Annotated in this window: 16 protein-coding genes; 7 read left to right on the top strand and 9 right to left on the bottom strand. The window is 72.5% G+C overall.

Annotation, left to right across the window (positions count from 1 at the left end; translation table 11 throughout):
* The first annotated feature begins 251 nt into the window (after nt 1–251).
* From QP089_RS33685 to QP089_RS33675, 3 genes are all read left to right on the top strand, one after another.
* Nucleotides 252–1526, top strand: a complete 1275-nt coding sequence (locus QP089_RS33685) for an HNH endonuclease signature motif containing protein (protein ID WP_285917188.1) — start codon at nt 252–254, stop codon at nt 1524–1526.
* A 1248-nt stretch (nt 1527–2774) separates the two neighbouring features.
* Nucleotides 2775–3119, top strand: coding sequence for a hypothetical protein (locus QP089_RS33680; protein ID WP_285917187.1), 345 nt, complete (start codon nt 2775–2777; stop codon nt 3117–3119).
* A complete protein-coding gene (locus QP089_RS33675) occupies nt 3109–3690 on the top strand; it encodes a carboxymuconolactone decarboxylase family protein (protein WP_285917185.1) in 582 nt (193 codons plus the stop codon). The genes QP089_RS33680 and QP089_RS33675 overlap by 11 nt, the downstream gene beginning before the upstream one ends.
* 13 nt (nt 3691–3703) lie before the next feature.
* On the opposite strand, the gene QP089_RS33670 is transcribed toward QP089_RS33675, so the two are convergent.
* The 8 genes from QP089_RS33670 to QP089_RS33635 all read right to left on the bottom strand — a co-directional run bounded on the left by QP089_RS33670 (nt 3704) and on the right by QP089_RS33635 (nt 10982).
* Nucleotides 3704–3973, bottom strand: coding sequence for a VOC family protein (locus QP089_RS33670; protein ID WP_446474107.1), 270 nt, complete (start codon nt 3971–3973; stop codon nt 3704–3706).
* 203 nt (nt 3974–4176) lie between these two features.
* Entirely contained in the window at nt 4177–4914 is a 738-nt protein-coding gene (locus tag QP089_RS33665; RefSeq protein ID WP_285917181.1) for a Clp protease N-terminal domain-containing protein, read from the bottom strand.
* A 49-nt stretch (nt 4915–4963) separates the two neighbouring features.
* Nucleotides 4964–5890, bottom strand: a complete 927-nt coding sequence (locus QP089_RS33660) for an NAD-dependent epimerase/dehydratase family protein (RefSeq protein WP_285917179.1) — start codon at nt 5888–5890, stop codon at nt 4964–4966.
* Nucleotides 5887–7416 (bottom strand): class I adenylate-forming enzyme family protein, encoded by a 1530-nt coding sequence (locus tag QP089_RS33655; protein WP_285917177.1) that lies wholly within the window; start codon nt 7414–7416, stop codon nt 5887–5889. The genes QP089_RS33660 and QP089_RS33655 overlap by 4 nt, the downstream gene beginning before the upstream one ends.
* Complete coding sequence (locus QP089_RS33650) at nt 7413–8576, bottom strand: cytochrome P450 (RefSeq protein WP_285917176.1); 1164 nt, start codon at nt 8574–8576, stop codon at nt 7413–7415. Before QP089_RS33650 ends, QP089_RS33655 begins: the two co-directional genes overlap by 4 nt.
* Nucleotides 8573–9337 carry a glycosyltransferase family 2 protein gene (locus QP089_RS33645; RefSeq protein ID WP_285917174.1) on the bottom strand — a complete coding sequence of 255 codons (765 nt, stop codon included), beginning with the start codon at nt 9335–9337 and terminating at the stop codon, nt 8573–8575. The genes QP089_RS33650 and QP089_RS33645 overlap by 4 nt, the downstream gene beginning before the upstream one ends.
* A 2-nt stretch (nt 9338–9339) precedes the next feature.
* Nucleotides 9340–10341: a 3-oxoacyl-ACP synthase III family protein gene (locus QP089_RS33640; RefSeq protein WP_285917172.1), complete on the bottom strand. Its 1002-nt coding sequence runs from the start codon at nt 10339–10341 to the stop codon at nt 9340–9342.
* A gap of 185 nt (nt 10342–10526) precedes the next feature.
* A complete protein-coding gene (locus tag QP089_RS33635) occupies nt 10527–10982 on the bottom strand; it encodes an SCO2583/SCO2584 N-terminal domain-containing protein (RefSeq protein ID WP_285917170.1) in 456 nt (151 codons plus the stop codon).
* A gap of 343 nt (nt 10983–11325) precedes the next feature.
* On the opposite strand from QP089_RS33635, the gene QP089_RS33630 reads away from it, so the two are divergent.
* The 3 genes from QP089_RS33630 (at nt 11326) to QP089_RS33620 (ending at nt 15230) form a co-directional block, all read left to right on the top strand.
* Nucleotides 11326–12570, top strand: a complete 1245-nt coding sequence (locus QP089_RS33630; protein ID WP_285917168.1) for a cytochrome P450 — start codon at nt 11326–11328, stop codon at nt 12568–12570.
* A gap of 397 nt (nt 12571–12967) precedes the next feature.
* Nucleotides 12968–14128, top strand: coding sequence for a steroid 3-ketoacyl-CoA thiolase (locus QP089_RS33625; protein WP_285917167.1), 1161 nt, complete (start codon nt 12968–12970; stop codon nt 14126–14128).
* Nucleotides 14129–14237: 109 nt separating this feature from the next.
* Complete coding sequence (locus QP089_RS33620; protein ID WP_285917166.1) at nt 14238–15230, top strand: MBL fold metallo-hydrolase; 993 nt, start codon at nt 14238–14240, stop codon at nt 15228–15230.
* Nucleotides 15231–15239: 9 nt separating this feature from the next.
* On the opposite strand, the gene QP089_RS33615 is transcribed toward QP089_RS33620, so the two are convergent.
* A complete protein-coding gene (locus QP089_RS33615) occupies nt 15240–15482 on the bottom strand; it encodes a hypothetical protein (protein WP_285917165.1) in 243 nt (80 codons plus the stop codon).
* A 164-nt stretch (nt 15483–15646) separates the two neighbouring features.
* Here QP089_RS33615 and QP089_RS33610 point away from each other — a divergent pair, with 164 nt between their 5' ends.
* Nucleotides 15647–18490, top strand: coding sequence for a hypothetical protein (locus QP089_RS33610; protein ID WP_285917163.1), 2844 nt, complete (start codon nt 15647–15649; stop codon nt 18488–18490).
* Nucleotides 18491–18724: the final 234 nt, after the last annotated feature.

Below are 18724 nucleotides of genomic sequence, written 5' to 3'. Positions count from 1 at the left end.
TTGACTTTGGAGCCTCTGCGGCCCCTGAGGCAGCGCCAAAGGGGCAGGCTCCGCCTGCCCCGCCCCGGTCGCGCCACCCCACCGCCCCCCTCCGTCCGCGTGCTCAACAAACCACCCCTAAGGAACAATTCACCGACCAGGTAAAGGCGGAGGAAGTCGAGGCGCACTGAGCAATATTTTTCCACTGATCAGCAAGAAAGAAGGCCCCCGCTCGGCCTGCGATTGTCGGTCACTTGGGGTACACTTTAGGTATGCAGTCAGTGACGGTCGACCTTGCGGGCGCGTCCACCATGGAATTGGTGAACGCGCTCTCAACGATCGCCACTGAACTCGCCCAACGAGAGGCCCCGGAATCGGCGGCCGCGTGCCTGGAACTCACCGAAGACCTGGCCGCCGCCTGCGATATACAGGAAAGCGCCCTGGCCGGTTTCATCGGCCGCGTCGACGCCACCGGCGAACAGCAGAGGTGGGGATATCCCTCCACCCGGGCATGGCTGCGGTCCCGGCTGGGCATGCGCGAGAACCGCGCCAAAGAACGCCTCACACTGGCGCGGCAACGCCACCGCCTGCCGCAGGTGACCGAGCGGCTGGCGGCCGGAGAGCTGTCCTACGGCTACGCCGCCACGGTCGCCGACTCGGTGGCCCGGCTGGACGACATTGACTGCGCCAAGGCCGAGAACAAGCTGCTGGAAATGGTCGGTCAGGGCTTCTCACCGGGGAAGATCGCGGTATTCGGTCACCGGATCCGCGACGTCATCGCCGAACGCGACGACACCGGATACGAACCCGAGGACGCCAAGCGCGGCTACGCCAAGTCCTGGATCACCAGCACCGGCTCCCTGGACGGCGGCCGCTACATCAAAGGCTGGCTGAACGCCGAAGACGCCGCCATCTGGGACGGCACCCTGGCTCCGCTGGCCAAGCCGGCCGGACCAGACGATCACCGTGACGTCGCCGAGCGGACGGCGGCGGCGCTGTCGAGTGTGCTGTCCGGCGGGCACAAGGCCACCAAAGTCACCGTCATCTGCGACCTCGAAACACTGACCGGCGGCAAGGCTCCGGGTCACCTCACCGACGGGACACCGATCCCGGCCGGACAGGTACGCCGCATCGCCCTGTCAGCCGGAGTCTCACCCCTGATCCTGGGACGCGGCCACAACCCGCTCTACCTCGGCTACCGGGAACGGTTCGCCAGCCCCGCCCAACGCCGGGTCTTGGAGACGCTGTATCCGACGTGTGCGGTGCGGGAGTGTGAGATTCCGGGGACGTTGTGCGAGGTCGACCACGTCCACGGCTGGGCCCTGGGAAACTCGCCCACCGACATCGATCACCTCACCCTCACCTGCGGGTGGCACAACCGCTTCAAACACACCAGCCCGACCCAGATCGGCATCACTAAAGATCCGGACGGGCGATATGTGTACCGGCTGCTGCCACCACCCAACGCCAGGTCAAGAACCCGGACCGGGAACGGGCCGCCGGGCACACTCGGCCCACCCGATCCCGCCATCACCTGGGCCGCATAACAGCCCCACCCGCACATGACCGGTTCGCCCGAATCCATCGCGGATCTCGGGCGAACCGGTATGCCCACATCACCCCCGCCCTCCACTGCTCCATCAGCAACGGCGCGGCCAGACCAGCCGGAACCCGGCCACTCTCCATTCCTTTCTCGCGGCGCTGTACTGCTCGAGATCCATCGCCCTTCACCAACGGCACAGACACACTGCCCCTTAGGCAGTTCCACTAGAGCAGGGCGTGTCTTAACGGGTCAGCCAGTCATCGATGACGGCAACGCGGAGGACGATCTCCTACCAGGTGGCCACGGCACGGTGGCGTATCAGCCCATTGATGCCGCAACCGACGGCGTGCTGCTGCCCGCTGGCCCAGCTCGCAGGACACGGCATGCGCCCATAGCGGCTGCCCTGCTTCTCGCGATAGCGGGAGTGCTCGGCCCTGATCGCGGTGGTGCAGCCGATCCAGCGTCTACGCCGGTAGGCGCGGTTGGCACCAGGAGCCGTTGGCCTTGACGGCACGGCACAGGCCCCAGGAGCGGCGCGTCCCCCAGGTGGCTTGGTCTCTCCTGATCGCGGGGAGTGAGGCGAGCAAGCCCCCGTCCTGCACTGCGTCGTCGGAGTGAACTGGTCATCGGCCACACGAGGGGTGCTCTTCCGATCTGCCTCTTGGTCCTCTGGTTCGGGGGCGGTGGGGTGGCGCGACCCGGGCGGGGCAGGCGGAGCCTGCCCCTTGGCGCTGCCTCAGGGGCCGCAGAGGCTCCAAAGTCAAGGGTGGACGAAGTCCATCGCGAAGCGACGCCGAAGGCGCCCTTGACTTTGGAGGGGCGGCCCCGTACGCCAGCGCCACCCCACCGCACGGCCAACCCAACACCCCTGCCCCAAACACCCTTGCACCCCGTGTCCGTCCTCCCCGCCCCCGCCCACGAGCGCGAACACACGACTACCGCCACACGGAAACACCCCATTGCCACCGACCACCCCACGACGTCACACCGCCAACGCCCGCCACCCAACGTTCCACACCACCGCTTCACATCCCACCGGCCCCACATCCACCCGCCGAACACCCCGGCGGCTCCCTACTGCAGTGATCACGGACCCCCGGGACCCGCGGCGTGCTGGTCGGTATACGTCTGAACAGCGGGTACGGCACACTGGCCGACATTTCTTCGGCTAGGTGTCGCGTTCGGCGGCGTGCCGATCGTCTTAGCAGAGAGAGAGCCCAGATCGCCGATGGGCGAAGGAGGCGGAGGCGCCGTGACGGATACGGGCGAGGACAGGAAGCGAGCAGCGCACCGGGCCCTGGTGGAGCGTGTGCTGAACGGGGAGGGCAAGGCATCCGCACAGCAGCGAGCGCATGCCTTCGGCAACGACGGCCTCTCGCCGCCGTCCTTGGACGCGTTGATCGGCAAGGTCGTCGACAGGTCGGCACAGATCACCGATGCCGACGTGGTTGCGGCGAAGGCGTCCGGCTGTACTGAGGATCAGCTTTTCGAGCTGGTCGTGTGCGCCGCGGTCGGCCGGTCGACTCGGCTGTACGAAGCGGGACTGACCGCCCTCGCCGAGGCGACCTCCGAGGAGAGGACCGATCGTGCGACTTGAGATCCTCAATCACGGATACCCGCGCCGGACCAAGCTGCTGTTCGCGATCATCCGCCTGTTCTCCGGGCACCCGATGCCGGACGCCGCCAGATTGGTCTTCTACCGGCCCGATTTCTATGGCGACCGGGCCAAGGAGTTCACCCACGAGGCGATGCGCGGGCCGTCCGAGTGGTCCGTGGGCGACCGGGAGTTGATGGCGGCCTATGTGTCCACGGTGAACGGGTCGGCGTTCTGCATCGCCGCGCATACCGCGACCGCAGCGCAGGCGTACCAGGACGGGCCGCGGGTCGCGGCGGTGCTGGACGATCTGGAATCGGCCGCCGTGGACGAGCCGCTGCGGGCGACGCTGCGGATGCTCGGCAAGCTGACCCGGGACGGGCAGGTCGGCGCCGAGGACATGCGGGAGGTGCTGGCCGCCGGTGCCTCGCCCCGGCAGGTCGAGGACGCGCTGGCAGTCTGCGCGGCATTCGACACCACCGGTCACCTCGCCGACGCGTTCGGGTTCGAGATGCTCAGTCCGGAGGGCTTCGAGGCGGGTGCCAAGTACCTGCTCAAGCGCGGGTACCGGTAGGCGTCGCGGCGCCTCACGGCACGAATCGCACCGGCGTAGTGCCCCGGAGGCTCGTCCATGATCCGCAGCGTGTGGCGCCGGTCCGGGCCAGGCGTTCCACCGCCGCGCTGACCCGCTGGGCGCGCAAGGCCGACGAGACGTCGCGTTCGACGCTCACCTTCAGGTCGAGATGCATCCGGTTCTTGACGACCTTGGTTTCGGGGAAGCCCTGGAACCACACCCGGGGCCCTCGTCCGCCGGGTCGATGATCGACTCGGGCAGCTCTCCCCCGCTCGGTGGGCAGTTCTTCCTATACGACAGCTGGCGTGGCCTTCGGGAGGCGATCCGCGGACGTAGCGCAGGGCCTCGCACCAGGAGGGCACCAGGCTCCGGAGGTCGGCGTCAGCGTCGGCGTTCATGCCCGGCAACGTCCCACCCCGGTCGGACGACTCGCGAGGGTGTGGCGGTGCGGTCCCGGGAGGCCGCACCGCGGTGCGCGCGATCGGCTCAGGGAGTCTGCTTCTGGGCGGCGATCACGGCGGCCAGGGCCTCGCCGATGTAGGCCTCGGCGGCGGCCTTCTCGACGCCGGCCTCGGAGAGGACGCCGTTGCCGTTCTCGTGTTCGAGGAGGGCGAGCAGGATGTGCTCGGTGCCGATGTAGTTGTGGCCGAGGCGCAGGGCCTCGCGGAAGGTCAGTTCGAGGGCCTTCTTGGCGTCCTGGTCGAAGGGGATGAGGGCGGGAAGCTCGGCGGCCTCCGGGGGCAGCACGGCGGTCGCGGCCTGCCGGACGGTGTCGAGCAGCACGTCCTGCGCGGTGATGGCCTTGGCCGCGATCGACTCGGGGTCGGCGAGCAGTCCGAGGACGAGGTGGGCGAGGCCGATCTCGGCGCTGCCGGCGGCGCGGGCCTCGTTCTGCGAGGCGATGACGACGTTGCGGGCGCGGAGGGTGTAGCGGGAGAAGCCCTGGGACGGGTCGAGGTCGCCCGTCACGTCCTTGGGGACGAAGCGCTTCTGCGCGGCCTGCTTGCTGACGCCCATGCTGCGGCCGATCTCGGTCCAGGACGCGCCGGACCGGCGGGCCTGGTCGACGAAGTGGCCGATCAGGTGGTCGGCGACCTCGCCGAGGTGCTCGGCGGCTACGACCGCGCTGGTGAGCTGCTCGAGCGCGTCGGGATGGACCTTCTTGATGGCGGCGATCAGGTCGTCGAGCCGGACCTGGACGTTGTTCTGCGTGGGTTCGGTCATGCGTCAACCATAGGTTGACGACCATTGATCGTCAACCGCCGGTTGACGGTCACCAGGCGGCGGCTCCGGCGAAGGATGTGGCGTGCGGGTCGTAGTTGAGGATCTGGCGGGCGGCGGTGATGTCGAGGGTTCGTTCGACGGCCAGGTGGCTGATCGCGTAGCGGGTCAGGCGGGGCGGTTCGGGGCGGCGGGCCAGCAGGAACGCGCCCTCCGCAGCGGCGGCCAGGGGGCGGGCGAGCCGGACCGGGAGGTAGACGGGACGGGCCGCGATGCCGCGCTCGGCGAGGATCTCGCGGAACGCGTCGTCGATGACCACGGGCTCGGCGTCGGCGATGTTGAAGACGCCGGAGGCGACCGGGCCGGTAGCGGCGAGCAGGCAGGCCTGCACCAGGTTGGCGATCGAGGTCAGGCTGATCCGCTGCCGACCCGTCCCGACGGCGGGCAGGACCGGGCCCCGGACGGCCGACAGGACGCGCGGCAGCAGCGTGGTGTCGCCGGGTCCGTAGACCGCGTGCGGCCGGAGAACGATCGCGTCGCGCCCGAGCACGAACCGTTCGGCGGCGGCCTTGGAGGCGCCGTAGGCGTTGAGGTAGCGGGTGACGGGCGCCTCGTCCTCGGTGGCCATGACGCTGGGACGGAACGGGTCGTACACGCTGGCGGTGCTGACGTGCACGAACCGCGCGCCGGGGAAGGAGGCGAGGGCGTTGCGGGTGCCGGTGAGGTTGGCGGCGAACAGCTCGGCGGGCCGTCCCCAGTCGGTGACGCTGCCCGCGCAGTGGACGACCGCGTCCACGGCGGGCGCGTCCGGGATCGGGCCGCGGGTGAGGTCCCAGGGACGGTAGGCCGCGCCGGCGAGGTGGCCTGGCGGGACGGACGGGCGGCGACCGAACCCGTAGGTGGTGATGTCGCGGCAGGTCAGGGCGCGGCAGACCGCGCCGCCGACGAAGCCGGACGCGCCGGTGACCGCGACCCTCATCCCGCCGCCCCCTCACGACGGGCCACCCGTTCGCGAAGGAGGGCGCGGTCGAGTTTGCGGGTGCGGCCGGAGCGGGGCAGTTCGTCCAGGACGACGATGCGGTCGGGCAGCGCGTCGTGGTCGATGACGCCGGGGAGGTCGCGGCGCAGACGTGCGGGCAGGCCGGCCGCCCCGACCACGGCGAGCACGACCTCCTCGTCGCCGGTCTCGGGGTCGGGGACGCCGACGATGGCGGCCTCCTTGACGCCGGGAAGCGCGGCGATCGACGGCTCGTAAAGGCCGGGATAGAGGTTGAATTTGCCGCGGATCAGCATGTCCTTCTTGCGGCCGAGCAGGACCAGCCGCCCTTCGTCCAGACGGGCAAGATCACCCGTTGGTAGTTCCTTGAACGGCTCCGCGCCGAGATAGCCGCGGCAGAGGTTCGGGCCGGAAAGGAACAGTTCGCCGTCGTCCGCCAGTCGCGCTCCGACACCCGGAAGAGGCGCACCCAGAAGGTCGCCTTCGGTGCCGGAGGCGGTGTGCGCAAGTTTCTCTTCAGCCGAGGCGATCGCCACGGGCAGTATTTCGGTCATGGCATAGACGGAGAGGACTTCGGCGGACGTCGCCTTGACCGCCCGCTTCAGAATCCCGGCGGGCGCGGGAGCGGCGCCGAGCAGGACGTATCGGAGCTCAGGCGGCAGTTCCGGGGCGTGGTCGAGGATTTCCGCGAGGTGGACGGGAACGCAGAACGTGTGGGTGGCGGCACGCTCGCGCATCAACCGCACGAAATCGGCGGGCGAGCAGAACAGCGGCGGCATCGACCAGCGGGCGCCGGAGATGAGCGTCGGCAGCCCGAGCATCAGCTGGTCGGTGTGGACGACGTCCCCCGGCCCCACCGGCATACGGCCCCGGAAAAGGTCGAGCGCCGCCGCGAGGGACGCCTGGGAATGGACGACGGCACGCGGGTCCGCCGTGGTTCCAGACGTGAAGATGACCGCTGCCGGGGCGTCGGGGTCGGTGTCCTCCGGCGGGTCCGGTGCGTCGCCGCGCACCAGGTCGGCGAGCGACAGGGAGCCGCGCGGCACGCCCGGAAGGCGGCGTCCGACATGGATGTGCCGCATCGGGGACTCGCCGGGAATCTGCAAGTCGGCGAGGTTCGGAAGCAGGAGCCCGCGGCGGCGGGCATAGGCGCGGACGACCCCGATACGGCTACTGGCGTAAAGGATCGATTCGGCGGCCGACCACCGGGGCCGAGCCAACCGGAGACGCGCGGTGAACATTTCCGGCCCGGCCCCGGGGTCGGCAAATACGACGACTCCCCCGGCGGCGACGACGCCCAAAGCGAGGACGAGGGATTCCGGTGACGGGCGGACGGAGAACAGAACCCCGTCACCAGGCCGAAGCCCAGCGGAAAGGAGCCCGTGCCGGACGGCGAGCACCCGCCGCCGCATTTCCCCGTAGGTCAGAAGAGAACCGTTCCCGGACACCAGCGCGACTCCGTCCGGTGTCCGCGCGGCCTGATCGAGCAATTGCCGGACGAGCGTCATGATGCGGCCTCCGAACGGACGGCCAGATGGCGGTAGGTCGGGATCAGAACGCCGCGGGCGGCGGCGCGGCTGGTGATGCGCAATGGCGCGGCGTCCAGGAGCGTGCGGGCGACCCGGCGGACCTGCGCCATGGCCAGCGGGTAGCCGATGCAGAAATGCGGGCCCGCGCCGAACCACAGGCGCCGCAGTTCCGGCGGATGCGGGCGGTCCAGGTCGAACGGGCCGTGGTCGCGGCAGCAGTTGTGCGTGGCGATGAGCACCCGGTCACCCGGACGGATCGCCACGCCGCCGACGACCGCCGGGCGGTGCACGCTCCGCAGCATCACCGGCGTCGGCGTCGTCACCCGCATCGCCTCCTCGATCGCCCGGTCGAGCAGCCCGCGGCCGGCGGCGACGCGGCCGAGTTCGCCGGAGTCGGCCAGCAGCGCGATCAGGCGGGGCACCAGGGTGGCGACGGTCTCGGTCCCGGTGAGGAAGAAGGCTCCGGCGGCGCCGCGCGCCTCGTCTTCGGAGAGGCCGAGCGCCCGCATCCGTCCCATGACCGTGGACTCGTCACCTGCGGAGTACGCCTTGGCGGCGATGGCGCCCAGCGGGTCGAGGACCTCGCGGGCCCGCTCGACCTGCGCGGGGCCGAGCCGCCGCGTCCGCAGCGACACCATCGACACGATCCGCTCGCCCTGTTCGAACAGGTGCCGCCAGTCCGCCTCCGTCGCCGCGTCCAGGCCGATGACCTCGCTGATCACGGCGCCGGCCATGACGCGCGCGGCGTCGACGAGGTCGACGGTGGCGCCGCGCGCCAGGCGGTCGGCGAGCCGGGCCAGCGGGTCCGCCAGCACGCGGTCGCACAGCGCGTCGGCATAGGACGGCGTGAACAGGTCGGTGAGGCGGCGGCGGAGCGCGCGGTGCGCGTCGCCTTCCATGTTGAGCAGGACGGACGGTCCGAGCACGGGCGTCCACAGGTCGCCGGGCGATCCGGGCCCGTCCTTGCGGAACGTCTCGCCGTCCATCAGCACCTCGCGGGCGAGCGGCGCCGCGTTGACGACGACGCCGAGGCCCGGCACGCGGACGATCGGCCCGCGCCGGGCGAGCCCTCTGAGCAGCGGATACGCGAAGGGATGCGCGGCGAGGTAGAGCCGCCGCTCCCAGTCAGGAGCCCTCATCGGATGTCCACGACCTCGGGCATGTAGCGGTGGTCGGCGTACCAGCCGAGCGTCTTGACCAGCCCGAACGCGCGCAGCCGCCGCACCGATCCGTACACGACGACGTCCTTGCGCAGGCCGTAGGCGTCGGTCAGGTAGCGGACGCGGTTGACCAGGGCGCGGTCCTCGTGGAGCTCCTCGATGCGGGTGCGCGGGAAGCCGCCGGCCCGCTTGTACAGGTCGGCGGTGATGGCGAGGTTGCAGCCCGGCATCATCACGTAGGGGCCGAGGTAGAGCGGGTCCTGGTTGCCGGGGCGGAACCGGCCGAACAGCGCCGCGACCTCGATCACCGCAGGGAGCAGGCGCCGTTCCCAGAACCGCAGCGGGAACTCGTCGGTGCGCGGGCGCAGCGGCCCGGACACCATCTCCAGTCCGCCGGCGAACGCCCGCTTCACCGCCGCGATCCAGCCGACGTCCGGCAGGCAGTCGGCGTCGGTGCGGGCGATGTGCGTGGCGCCGGCGCCGATCGCGTGCCGGAAGCCGGTGTCGGCGGCGGCGCCCGTCCCCTTCTCCGGTTCCGGGACGATCCGGACGTCCATCCCGGGGTGCTCCTCCGCGAACGTCCGGACGGCCTTCGCCGTCCCGTCCCGGCTGCCGTTGTCGACGACGACGAGCGTGAAGCCGGTGTCGGTCTGCGCGGCGAGCCGGCGCAGCGTCGCGCCGATCGAGCGCTCCTCGTCATAGGCGGGGACGACGACCCACAGGTCCATCGTCTGCGACATGGTCACAGCTCCGCGAACATGACGCCGAGGCTGACGCCGCCGGCGAGGCCGACCAGAGCGACCCGGTCGCCGTGACGGCACCGTCCCGCCGCGACGGCGGTGGCGAGCTGGAGCGGCAGGCTCGCGGACGCGACGTTGCCGTGCTCGGGCAGCGTGACGACGAGCCGGTCCGGCGGGACGCCGAGCGCCGCCCGCAGCACTTCCAGGTACGGCAGCGTCACCTGGTGGACGGCGACGACCGCGAAGTCGTCCCAGGTCAGCCCGGTCTTGGCGAGGGCGGTGGTGAAGATCTCCGGCCCGGCCGCCAGGAACGCGTCCTTGAGCCGGCGCCCGTCGCCCTTGAAGTAGGCGAACTCGGGGTCGCGCGGGTGCATGGACCCGCCGGCGGGCAGCGTTCCGATGTCCCAGGCGCTGGAGACGGCGGCGAAGTCGCGGTAGAAGATGCCGCCGTCCGGGGCCGCCTCGACCAGCATCGCCGCGCCGCCGTCCGACAGGGTGTAGCCGGCGAACGCGTCCACGAACTGCGCACGGTCGCGCACCTTCCAGCGGATCGCGCGGGACGGGCTCTCGCCCGTGCACACCAGCACCCGCTCGTGCTGGCCGGTGCGGATCAGCGCGTCCGCCATCTGCAGGCCGTTGAGGAAGCTGTTGCAGGCGTTCTTGACGTCGAAGACCGGGCAGGACGCGCCGAGCTTCGCGGCGACGATGTGCGCGGTCGCGGGCTCGATCAGGTCCTGCGACGCCGACCCGAAGACCAGCAGGTCGACGGCGTCCGCGCGGGTCCCGCGCCGGTCGAGGACGCGGCGCGCGGCGGCGACGGCCAGGTCGGACGCCTGCTCCCCGTCGTCCATCACGTGCCGCGCCCGGATCCCGGTCATCCGCTCGACGATCGTGGGGTGCGGCCGGTAGCCGGGGCTCTCGGCGGCGATGCGCGCCTCGACCTCGGCGCTGGTGACGACGCGCGGCGGCAGGTGCGCGGCGACGGCGGTGATGCGGGCTCTCATGGGCCGGTCCCCCGGTTCTCGTCCTGTGTGGAAGGCCAGGTTCGCGGGCCCCTGCCGCGTCCGGACAGGGCGACCTTACGGAAGACGCACCAGGCGTTCTAGCCCGATTTGCGGTGAGTACCGACACTCATCCGAAATGAGTACTTCGCCGGACGTGCCGGTTCCGGCCACGGCCGGGGACGGCGTCAGCCGGCGGAGACGGCCGGGGCCACCGGGCCGGCGACGCGCGGGATCTCCGTCGCGGGCGGCCGAACGGAGGGCGGCGCGGACGGAGGCGCGGACGGCGCGGTGGACGGCAGCGGCGAGAGGAAGATGGTCGACGGCCCGACCGGGCGCTCGTCGTCGGCCCGGCGCGACCCCGACTGCCACCACCACAGCGCGACGGAGATGGCCAGCAGCACGAGCACGCCGCCGACCACCTGGATGACGGCCCGGCGATGGCTCGGCTCGCGGTAGCCGCGGCGGGCCCGCCAGGCCCGCGGGCCGGACCGGCCGCCGGACGCGCCGCGGAGGCGCCGGGCGGCGCGCCACCGCCGGAAACGGCGCGGCGGCTGGGCGCGCTCGCGGGCGGACGGCTCGGTGAACGCGGCGTTCCTGACGAAGTCCTCGTCGAACATGGGCTCGTCGAAATCTGCGGGCATGGACGTCTCCGGCGCGGGGGGAGTACGAGGCCCAGGCTAGTGGACGGCCACGCCCATCGAACCGCCCGGATCGAGCCGGGAATGAGAACACGTTCTAACTACCAGTGCGGCAGGAGGTGAGGAAGGTCACCGCTCGCTCCTCTTGATGACGGCCCGCACTTCGTGGCAGTCCGACACCCGGCGGACTTCACCTGCTGGAAAGCGGAATCAGCCTCCGCTTAACAAACAAGCGCTTGGTCAAGACACTTGATTAGACTCGAGTCTCATTCACCCTTGTCCGACCGCTGGAACGGGTTCTACGGTGAGCCGGACGTCCCGCGTCGCGCATCGGGAGGAGCCGCGCATGACCGCCACCGCACCGGAGACCGCCGTCCCCGCCGGGTTCGACTTCTGCAGCCCGGACCTGATGGCCGAACGGGTGCCGCTCGCCGAGTTCGCCGCGCTGCGCCGCACCGCCCGGCCCTGGTGGAACGCCCAGCCGCGCGGCCGCACCGGCTTCGACGACGACGGCTTCTGGGTGGTCAGCAAGCACGCGCACGTCAAGGAGATCTCGCGCAACGCCGAGCTGTTCTCCGCGAACGCCAACGGCGCGGTCATCCGGTTCAACGAGACGTTCGGCCGCGACGAGCTGGACCTGCAGCGCGAGAACCTGCTGCTGCACATGGACGCGCCGCAGCACGCCAAGCTGCGCCAGATCGTCTCGCGCGGGTTCACCCCGCGCGTCGTCAAGGGCCTGCACGAGGCGCTGCAGGAGCGGGCGGAGCGGATCGTCGCCGACGCGCTGCGCAAGGGCGGCGAGGGCGACTTCGTCACCGAGGTCGCCGCGGAGCTGCCGCTCCAGGCGATCGCCGAGCTGATGGGCGTCCCGCAGGAGGACCGCCGGAAGCTGTTCGACTGGTCCAACCAGATGCTCGCCTACGACGACCCCGAGTACGACGCCGACCCGGCCTGCGCCGCCGCGGAGATCATCGGCTACTCGATGAGCCTGGCCGAGCAGCGCCGCGGCTGCCCCGCGCACGACATCGTCACCAAGCTCGTCCAGGCCGACGTGGACGGCCGCGGCCTCACCGACGACGAGTTCGGCTACTTCATGATCCTGCTGTCGGTGGCCGGCAACGAGACCACCCGCAACGCGATCACCCACGGCATGATCGCCTTCATGGACCACCCGGAGCAGTGGGAGCTGTTCAGGGCCGAGCGTCCGGAGACCGCCGCCGACGAGATCGTCCGCTGGGCGACGCCGGTCACGGCGTTCCAGCGCACCGCCGTCCGCGACACCGAGCTCGGCGGCGCTGAGATCAGGGCGGGCGACCGGGTGGCGATGTACTACTCATCGGCGAACTTCGACGAGGACGTCTTCGACGACCCCGGCGCGTTCGACATCACCCGCTCCCCCAACCCGCACCTGGGTTTCGGCGGCACCGGCGCGCACTACTGCATCGGCGCGAACCTGGCCCGGCTGGAGATCGGCCTGATGTTCGACGCGATCGCCGACCACATGCCGCGCATCGCCCGGACCGGCGAGCCCCGCCGGCTGCGCTCCGCCTGGCTGAACGGCATCAAGGAACTCCCCGTCCGCTACGCCTAGCCGCCCCCGGCGCCTCCCCGCGGCGCACCGCGGCGCGCATCGCCGGCCGGACGAGCGCACCGCAGCGGGCCGTGGCCGCGGGGCCAGCACTTTATCGCCGGTCGGCGGATCGATTCGATCGCGCAATGCGGCCTACCCTGTGCCCTCAGTGCGGGTATCGAGCGCGCCGGCTTCACAACCCGGAGGCGCCGTACCTGTACAAGCGAAGAGGGACTCGGTGCCGTCGCCTTGCCGAAGCCGGCCGAGCCCCTCTTCGCCCATGCGCGCCGCCCGCGCCGCCCGCCGGCCTCGCGCCCGCCGGCCCGCCGCTGGTGATCCCGTTGGGCGGGACGGGGCTTCCGGGTGAAAGTAGAACTCGTTACAGTCGAAGGCGAATCTCGTTCTAGAAGGAGACCGCATGGGTACCCCGGTGATCGTCGAGGCGGTGCGCACGCCGCTCGGGAAGCGCAACGGCTGGCTGGCGGGACTGAAGCCGATGGCCGTCCTGTCGCACACGCTGATCGCCGCCGTCGAGCGCGCCGGCCTCGACGCCGCCCAGGTGGAGCAGGTCTTCGCGGGCTGCGTGACCCAGGCCGGCGAGCAGGGCTCGCACATCGGCCGCTACGCCTGGCTGTACGCGGGCCTGCCCTGGCAGACCGGGGTCACCACGATCGACGCGCAGTGCGGGTCGGCGCAGCAGGCCGTCCACCTGGCCGCCTCGCAGGTCGCCGCCGGCGTCGTGGACGTCGCGATCGGCTGCGGCGTCGAGGTGATGAGCCGCGCCCCGCTCGGCACCAACGTGCTGCCCCACAACCCGCGCCCGGACGACTGGTCGCTGGACATGCCGAACCAGTTCGAGGCGGCCGAGCGCATCGCGCAGCGCCGCGGCCTCACCCGCGCCGACCTCGACGCGTTCGGCGCGCGGTCGCAGCAGCTGGCCGCCAAGGCGTGGGCGGACGGCCGGTTCGAGCGGGAGATCGTCCCGATCGAGGCGCCGGTGCTGGACGCCGAGGGCGAGCCGACCGGCGAGACCCGCACCGTCACCCGCGACCAGGGCCTGCGCGAGACGACCGCGGAGGGCCTGGCCAAGCTCAAGCCCGTCCTCGGCGAGGGCTCGCTGCACACCGCCGGCACCTCCTCGCAGATCTCCGACGGCGCCGCCGCGGTGGTCGTCATGTCGGAGGAGAAGGCGTTCGAGCTGGGGCTGCGGCCGCGCGCCCGGATCAGGGCGCAGGCGCTGGTCGGCGGCGAGCCGTACTACCACCTGGACGGGCCCGTCCAGTCGACCGAGCGGGTGCTGAAGCGGGCCGGCATGACGATGGGCGACATCGACATCAGCGAGGTCAACGAGGCGTTCGCGTCGGTGGCGCTGTCGTGGGCGTCGGTGCACGAGCCGGACATGGACACCGTGAACGTCAACGGCGGCGCGATCGCGATCGGCCACCCGGTCGGCGCCACGGGCGCCCGGCTGATCACCACGGCGCTGCACGAGCTGGAGCGCAGGGACGCCCAGACGGCGCTGATCACGATGTGCTGCGGCGGCGCGCTGTCCACGGCCAGCATCATCGAACGCGTCTGAGAAGGGCGCGTCCGACGAGGGGGGACCCGGACGCCGAGCGCCGTCCCGCGCTCGGTTAGGGTCCCCCCGAACCGACTCGCCCGACCGATTGGGCGCGAAAGGCGGTCTCGTGGAGCCGGTACCCGAAGATCTCGGCGGGGGGCTGTGGAGCGTTCCCGTCCCCATTCCGGGCAACCCGCTGGCCTACACGCTGGTGTACGCGGTGGAGAGCCCGCAGGGCCCCGTCCTGATCGACGCGGGCTGGCAGCACGAGGACGCCTGGGCGGCGCTGCGCGACGGGCTCGGCACCTTCGGCATCGACGTCGCCGACGTGCGCGGGGTCGTCGTCACGCACTTCCACCCCGACCACGCGGGGCTCGCCGGGCGGGTCCGCGAGGCGTCCGGCGGGTGGATCGCGATGCACCGGGCCGACACCGCGATCGTGCGGTTGTTCCACACCAGCCTCGGGCACGAGGAGCGCCGCTCGTTCGAGCTGACCTCGATGCGCCGCGCCGGGGCCGGAGACGCCGAGCTGGCGGGAGGGATGGAGCAGCCGCGGGTCGACCCGCCGGCGATCCCCGACCGCGAGCTGGACGACGGCGAGCTGGTCGACCTCCCCGGCCGCAGGCTGCGCGTCGTCTGGACGCCGGGCCACTCCCCCGGCCACATCTGCCTGCACCTGGAGGACGGCGACCGGATGTTCACCGGCGACCACGTCCTGCCGCGCATCACCCCGCACATCGGCCTGTACCCCTACGACACCCCGGACGTGGACCCGCTGTCGGACTTCCTCGGCTCGCTGGACAAGATCTCCGCGATGTCCGCCGACGAGGTGCTGCCCGCGCACCAGTACCGGTTCACCGGCCTGTCCGGCCGGGCGCGGGAGATCATCGGCCACCACGAGGAGCGGCTCGCGGAGGTGACGGCGCTGCTGTCGTCGCGCCCGGTCACGCTGTGGGACGTCACCGCCGGGCTCACCTGGCGGCACCCCTGGGCGGAGATGCCGCTCGGCGCCCGCCGGATGGCGGCCGGCGAGGCGGCCGCGCATCTGCGGACGCTGGAGAACCGCGGCGTCGTCCGCCGCGAGGGCGCCGACGACCCCCTCCGCTACGTGCTGCGCTAGCGGGAGGGCTCAGGAGCGCAGGCTGATGCGGCGGCTCTCCAGCCAGCGCTGGTCGGCCTCGGTCCACATCAGCGCCTCGGGCTCGGCGGCCACGAGCCGCGCGAGCTCGGCCTCCGTGAGCGCGTCGGGCTCGCTCCACAGCTGCGGGCGCGGCAGTGCCGCCCGCCGGGCCCGGCGCTTGCGGACCGCCGCCCTGACGAGATCGACGACGGTGTAGACCAGGATCCCGCCGATCACCACTGCGAGAAACATCGCGGGACCTCCCCTTCCCCCGGACACGGGCGCGTACAAGGTCTGACATTCCCCCCCATACGCCCCTACACCGTTCATGCCCGACACTTTGCGCGTACGGCCGCCGCCGTGTCGGGGGCCTTCGGTAGCGTGCGCGCCCCGGCACGGTGATCAGGAGGGTGCGGATGTCGAAGGAATGGCCCGGTCTGGACGAGGCCCTGGCGCGGTCCGCGGACGACCCGCGGGGCGCGCGGGCGGACGTGCTCCGGACGGCGGGAACGCTCGCGGCCGGCGCGGCGCCGGAGTTCCTGGAGCACGCGGCGCGCGTCTTCGCGGCGCACGGACTGCCGGAGCAGGCCGCGTTCCTGTTCGGCCGGGCGCGGGAGCTGGAGGACGCCCACGCGCGGCTCCTCGGCGTCCCCGCGGACCCGGCGCGGGCGCACCGGACGCTGGTGGCGCTCGTCCCGTCCGGGGCGGCCACCCCGACGCTGCTGCACGACCACCTGGCGCGGCTGGCGACGCATCCGGACCCGGCGGAGGCGCACCGGTGGGCCCGGGAGGCGCTGGAGGCGTTCGTCGGCGCGGGCATCGTCCCCTATCCGAACGTGGTGGCCGACCTGACGCCGGTGGCGCGCGCGGCCGGGATCGACGCGGCCGACGAGGAGCGGTTCGTCGCCGAGCGCCTGCTGCGCGCCGGGCTGCTGCCGCGGGCGCCGCTCCCGCTGTGGGAGGCGCTGGCCGGGGCGCTGAACGGGCTCGCCGAGGACGACGAGCTGCTCGACCTGCTGATCGCCGCGCGTCCCGACCCGGACCTGTACGACGACCCGCAGCCGGCCGCCGCGCACCACCGGTACTGGCTGCTGCGGCTCGGGCTGGCCAGGGCCGGGCGGCGGCTGTCGCGCGCGTGGTTCCGGGAGGCCGGACCGCTGCCGGCGGACGAGCTGATCCGGCTGGCGAGCAGCGGCGGCGGCCGGCTGTTCCCGCCGCCCGGCCGGTTCTTCGACCCGCAGGCCGACCCGGTCGTGGGCCGCCCGGCCCGGCACCCGCTGGCCCCCGCCGAGCCCGACCGGTACGGCACCGACCCCGAGGCGCCGCACTGGCGGGAGGACGCCGACTTCGGGGCGTTCGCGGCGGAGGTCGAACACGACCAGGGCGCGCGCCGCAGGCTGGACGCGTTCGTCCGCTCCCTCGGCCGCTACGACAACTTCGACTACCCGGCCGTCCTGCGGGCGATGCTGGAGCACGGGCCGATCCGGCGGGCGCTCGACGAGCAGTTCGCCGAGTGGCGGGACGAGTGCGCGGCCGGCGACCTGGACGGCCTGGAGCGGTCGCTGCTCCGGCTGGTCCCGATGGCCGAGGCGAGGCCGGACGACCGCGTGCTCGCCGGTCTGGAGATCACCGATCCGGTGGACGCCGCGTGGCGGGCGCTGCGGGCCGGCCTCCCCGAGGAGCTGCGGTTCCCGCACGCCGGGGACGGATCGGTCACCGCCGTCCTGCACGGCGAGCTGCTCACGGTCGGCCTGAACGGCGAGCGGATCGTGGTGCACGGGCCGGCCGGCGTCGTGCACGAGCGCGCACTGTCCTTCCCGGTCGGAACCCACCCCTGGTTCGACGGCACGGACGTGTACCTGTCGCGGCTGGACGTCACCGGGCCGCAGACCTACCGGGTGGCGGACGGCGGGCTCCTGGAGCTGCCGGACGGCGAGCGGCTGCCCTGGCCGCAGGGCCGGGCGTCGGTCCCGGTCGCGTTCCCCGGGGGCGCCGAGCCGGTGCAGGTGACGCTCGACCGGGGCGTCCTGCGGATGCTCGCGGACGGCCGGACCGTCATGCGGCGGCGCTTCACCGGCTCCGCCGAGGACGGCGTCGTCGTCCCGCCGCCCGGGTTCTGGCCGCACCTGCCGCCCGCCGACCCCGATGGCTCGGCCGCGCTGCGCCGGCTGGAGCGCGGCACCGTCGCGCGCCTCGTCGACGCCGCCCTGGTCGGCGACGGGGAGCTGGACTCGGAGCTGAACCGGCTGCTGCCGGAGATCACCGACGGGCGGCTCCGCACCGCCGTCCGGACGATCGTGCGGCGGAGCGCCTCGGCCCTGTACCGCACGCTGCGGCTGCACGACGCGCTCGGCCTGGAGCGCCCGTCCGGGACGCCGGACCGGGTGCGGAGCGTGAGCGGCCTGCGCGCGGGGCGGCAGGTCGAGCAGGTTCCCGCCGTCCGCTTCCTGGCGGAACTGCTGGAGGACGCGGCCGGGTCCGGGCCGGCCTACGACGTCCCGCACCCGCTCGGCCGCGTCGCCGTGCGCTTCCCGAACTACCTGCGGTTCGGCGTCCTGGGCGGGGAGGCGCTGCTGGCGGCCTGGCCGTGGACGCCGCGGTTCCAGCGCGCGAAGGCCCGCGACCTGCTGGGCGCGCTGGGCGACACGCCGTGGGGCGACGGCAGCGGCCGCTGGCGCCGCCTGTGGTTCCGGTCGACGTCCAGGCAGGATCCCGTCGGCCAGGTCTGGCGCACGCCGAACGGGGCGATGGTGAACCTGACCTTCCAGACCCCGCAGAACGAGTCCGTGGCGATGGAGTACTCCCCGGACGGCTCCTTCCGCGACTTCGTGCTCCCCGGCTGGACGGTCCGGTACGCGCCGCGCCCGCAGGGCTGGGGCGGCGCCGACCGCATCGTCCGGTACCTGCGCCTGCTGGACGAGCGCGGCACCGCGCCCTACGACGTCGAGGCGGTCCACCGGCTCGCCGAGCGCACCGGCCTGCGCCTGCACACGGCGGCGTCGGCGGCGTACGGCTTCCCGTTCACGCTCGGCTACGAGGGAGAGGCCGCCCTGCTGCCGTCCGAGGTCGCCGCGCTCTACCGGGACCCCGGCACCGGCGAACTCGCCAAGCACGAGTCGTGGCAGCTGGACGACGCGCTGCGCGAGGTGCTGATGCCGGACGAGCCCGAGGACCTGTGGGACGGCGGCATCGCCGTGGGCAAGGCCGCCGAGTGGTGGGAGCGGGAGGGCCGCCACCTGGACTGGCCGCGGGCCGCCTGACCTGCGGGCCGCATCGAGGGCGTGCGAGGGCGCCCGGCGCCGCCGCCGGGCGTCCGCCGGCCGCGCGCGGGCTTCGGCGCAGGGTGACGGGGCGATGCGATCCGAGTCACTCTGCCGTCTGGACTCTTGATGAGACTCGAGTCTCATGTTAGAACGTGTTCTATATCCGGATGCCGAGCAAGCGCTCGACCACATTGACCGACCCGACCGGCGTCCGACGCCGGTGACCGGCCC

The organism is Actinomadura opuntiae, assembly GCF_030283205.1.
Taxonomy (GTDB): Bacteria; Actinomycetota; Actinomycetes; order Streptosporangiales; family Streptosporangiaceae; genus Spirillospora.
This window is presented reverse-complemented; position numbering and strand designations above follow the sequence as displayed.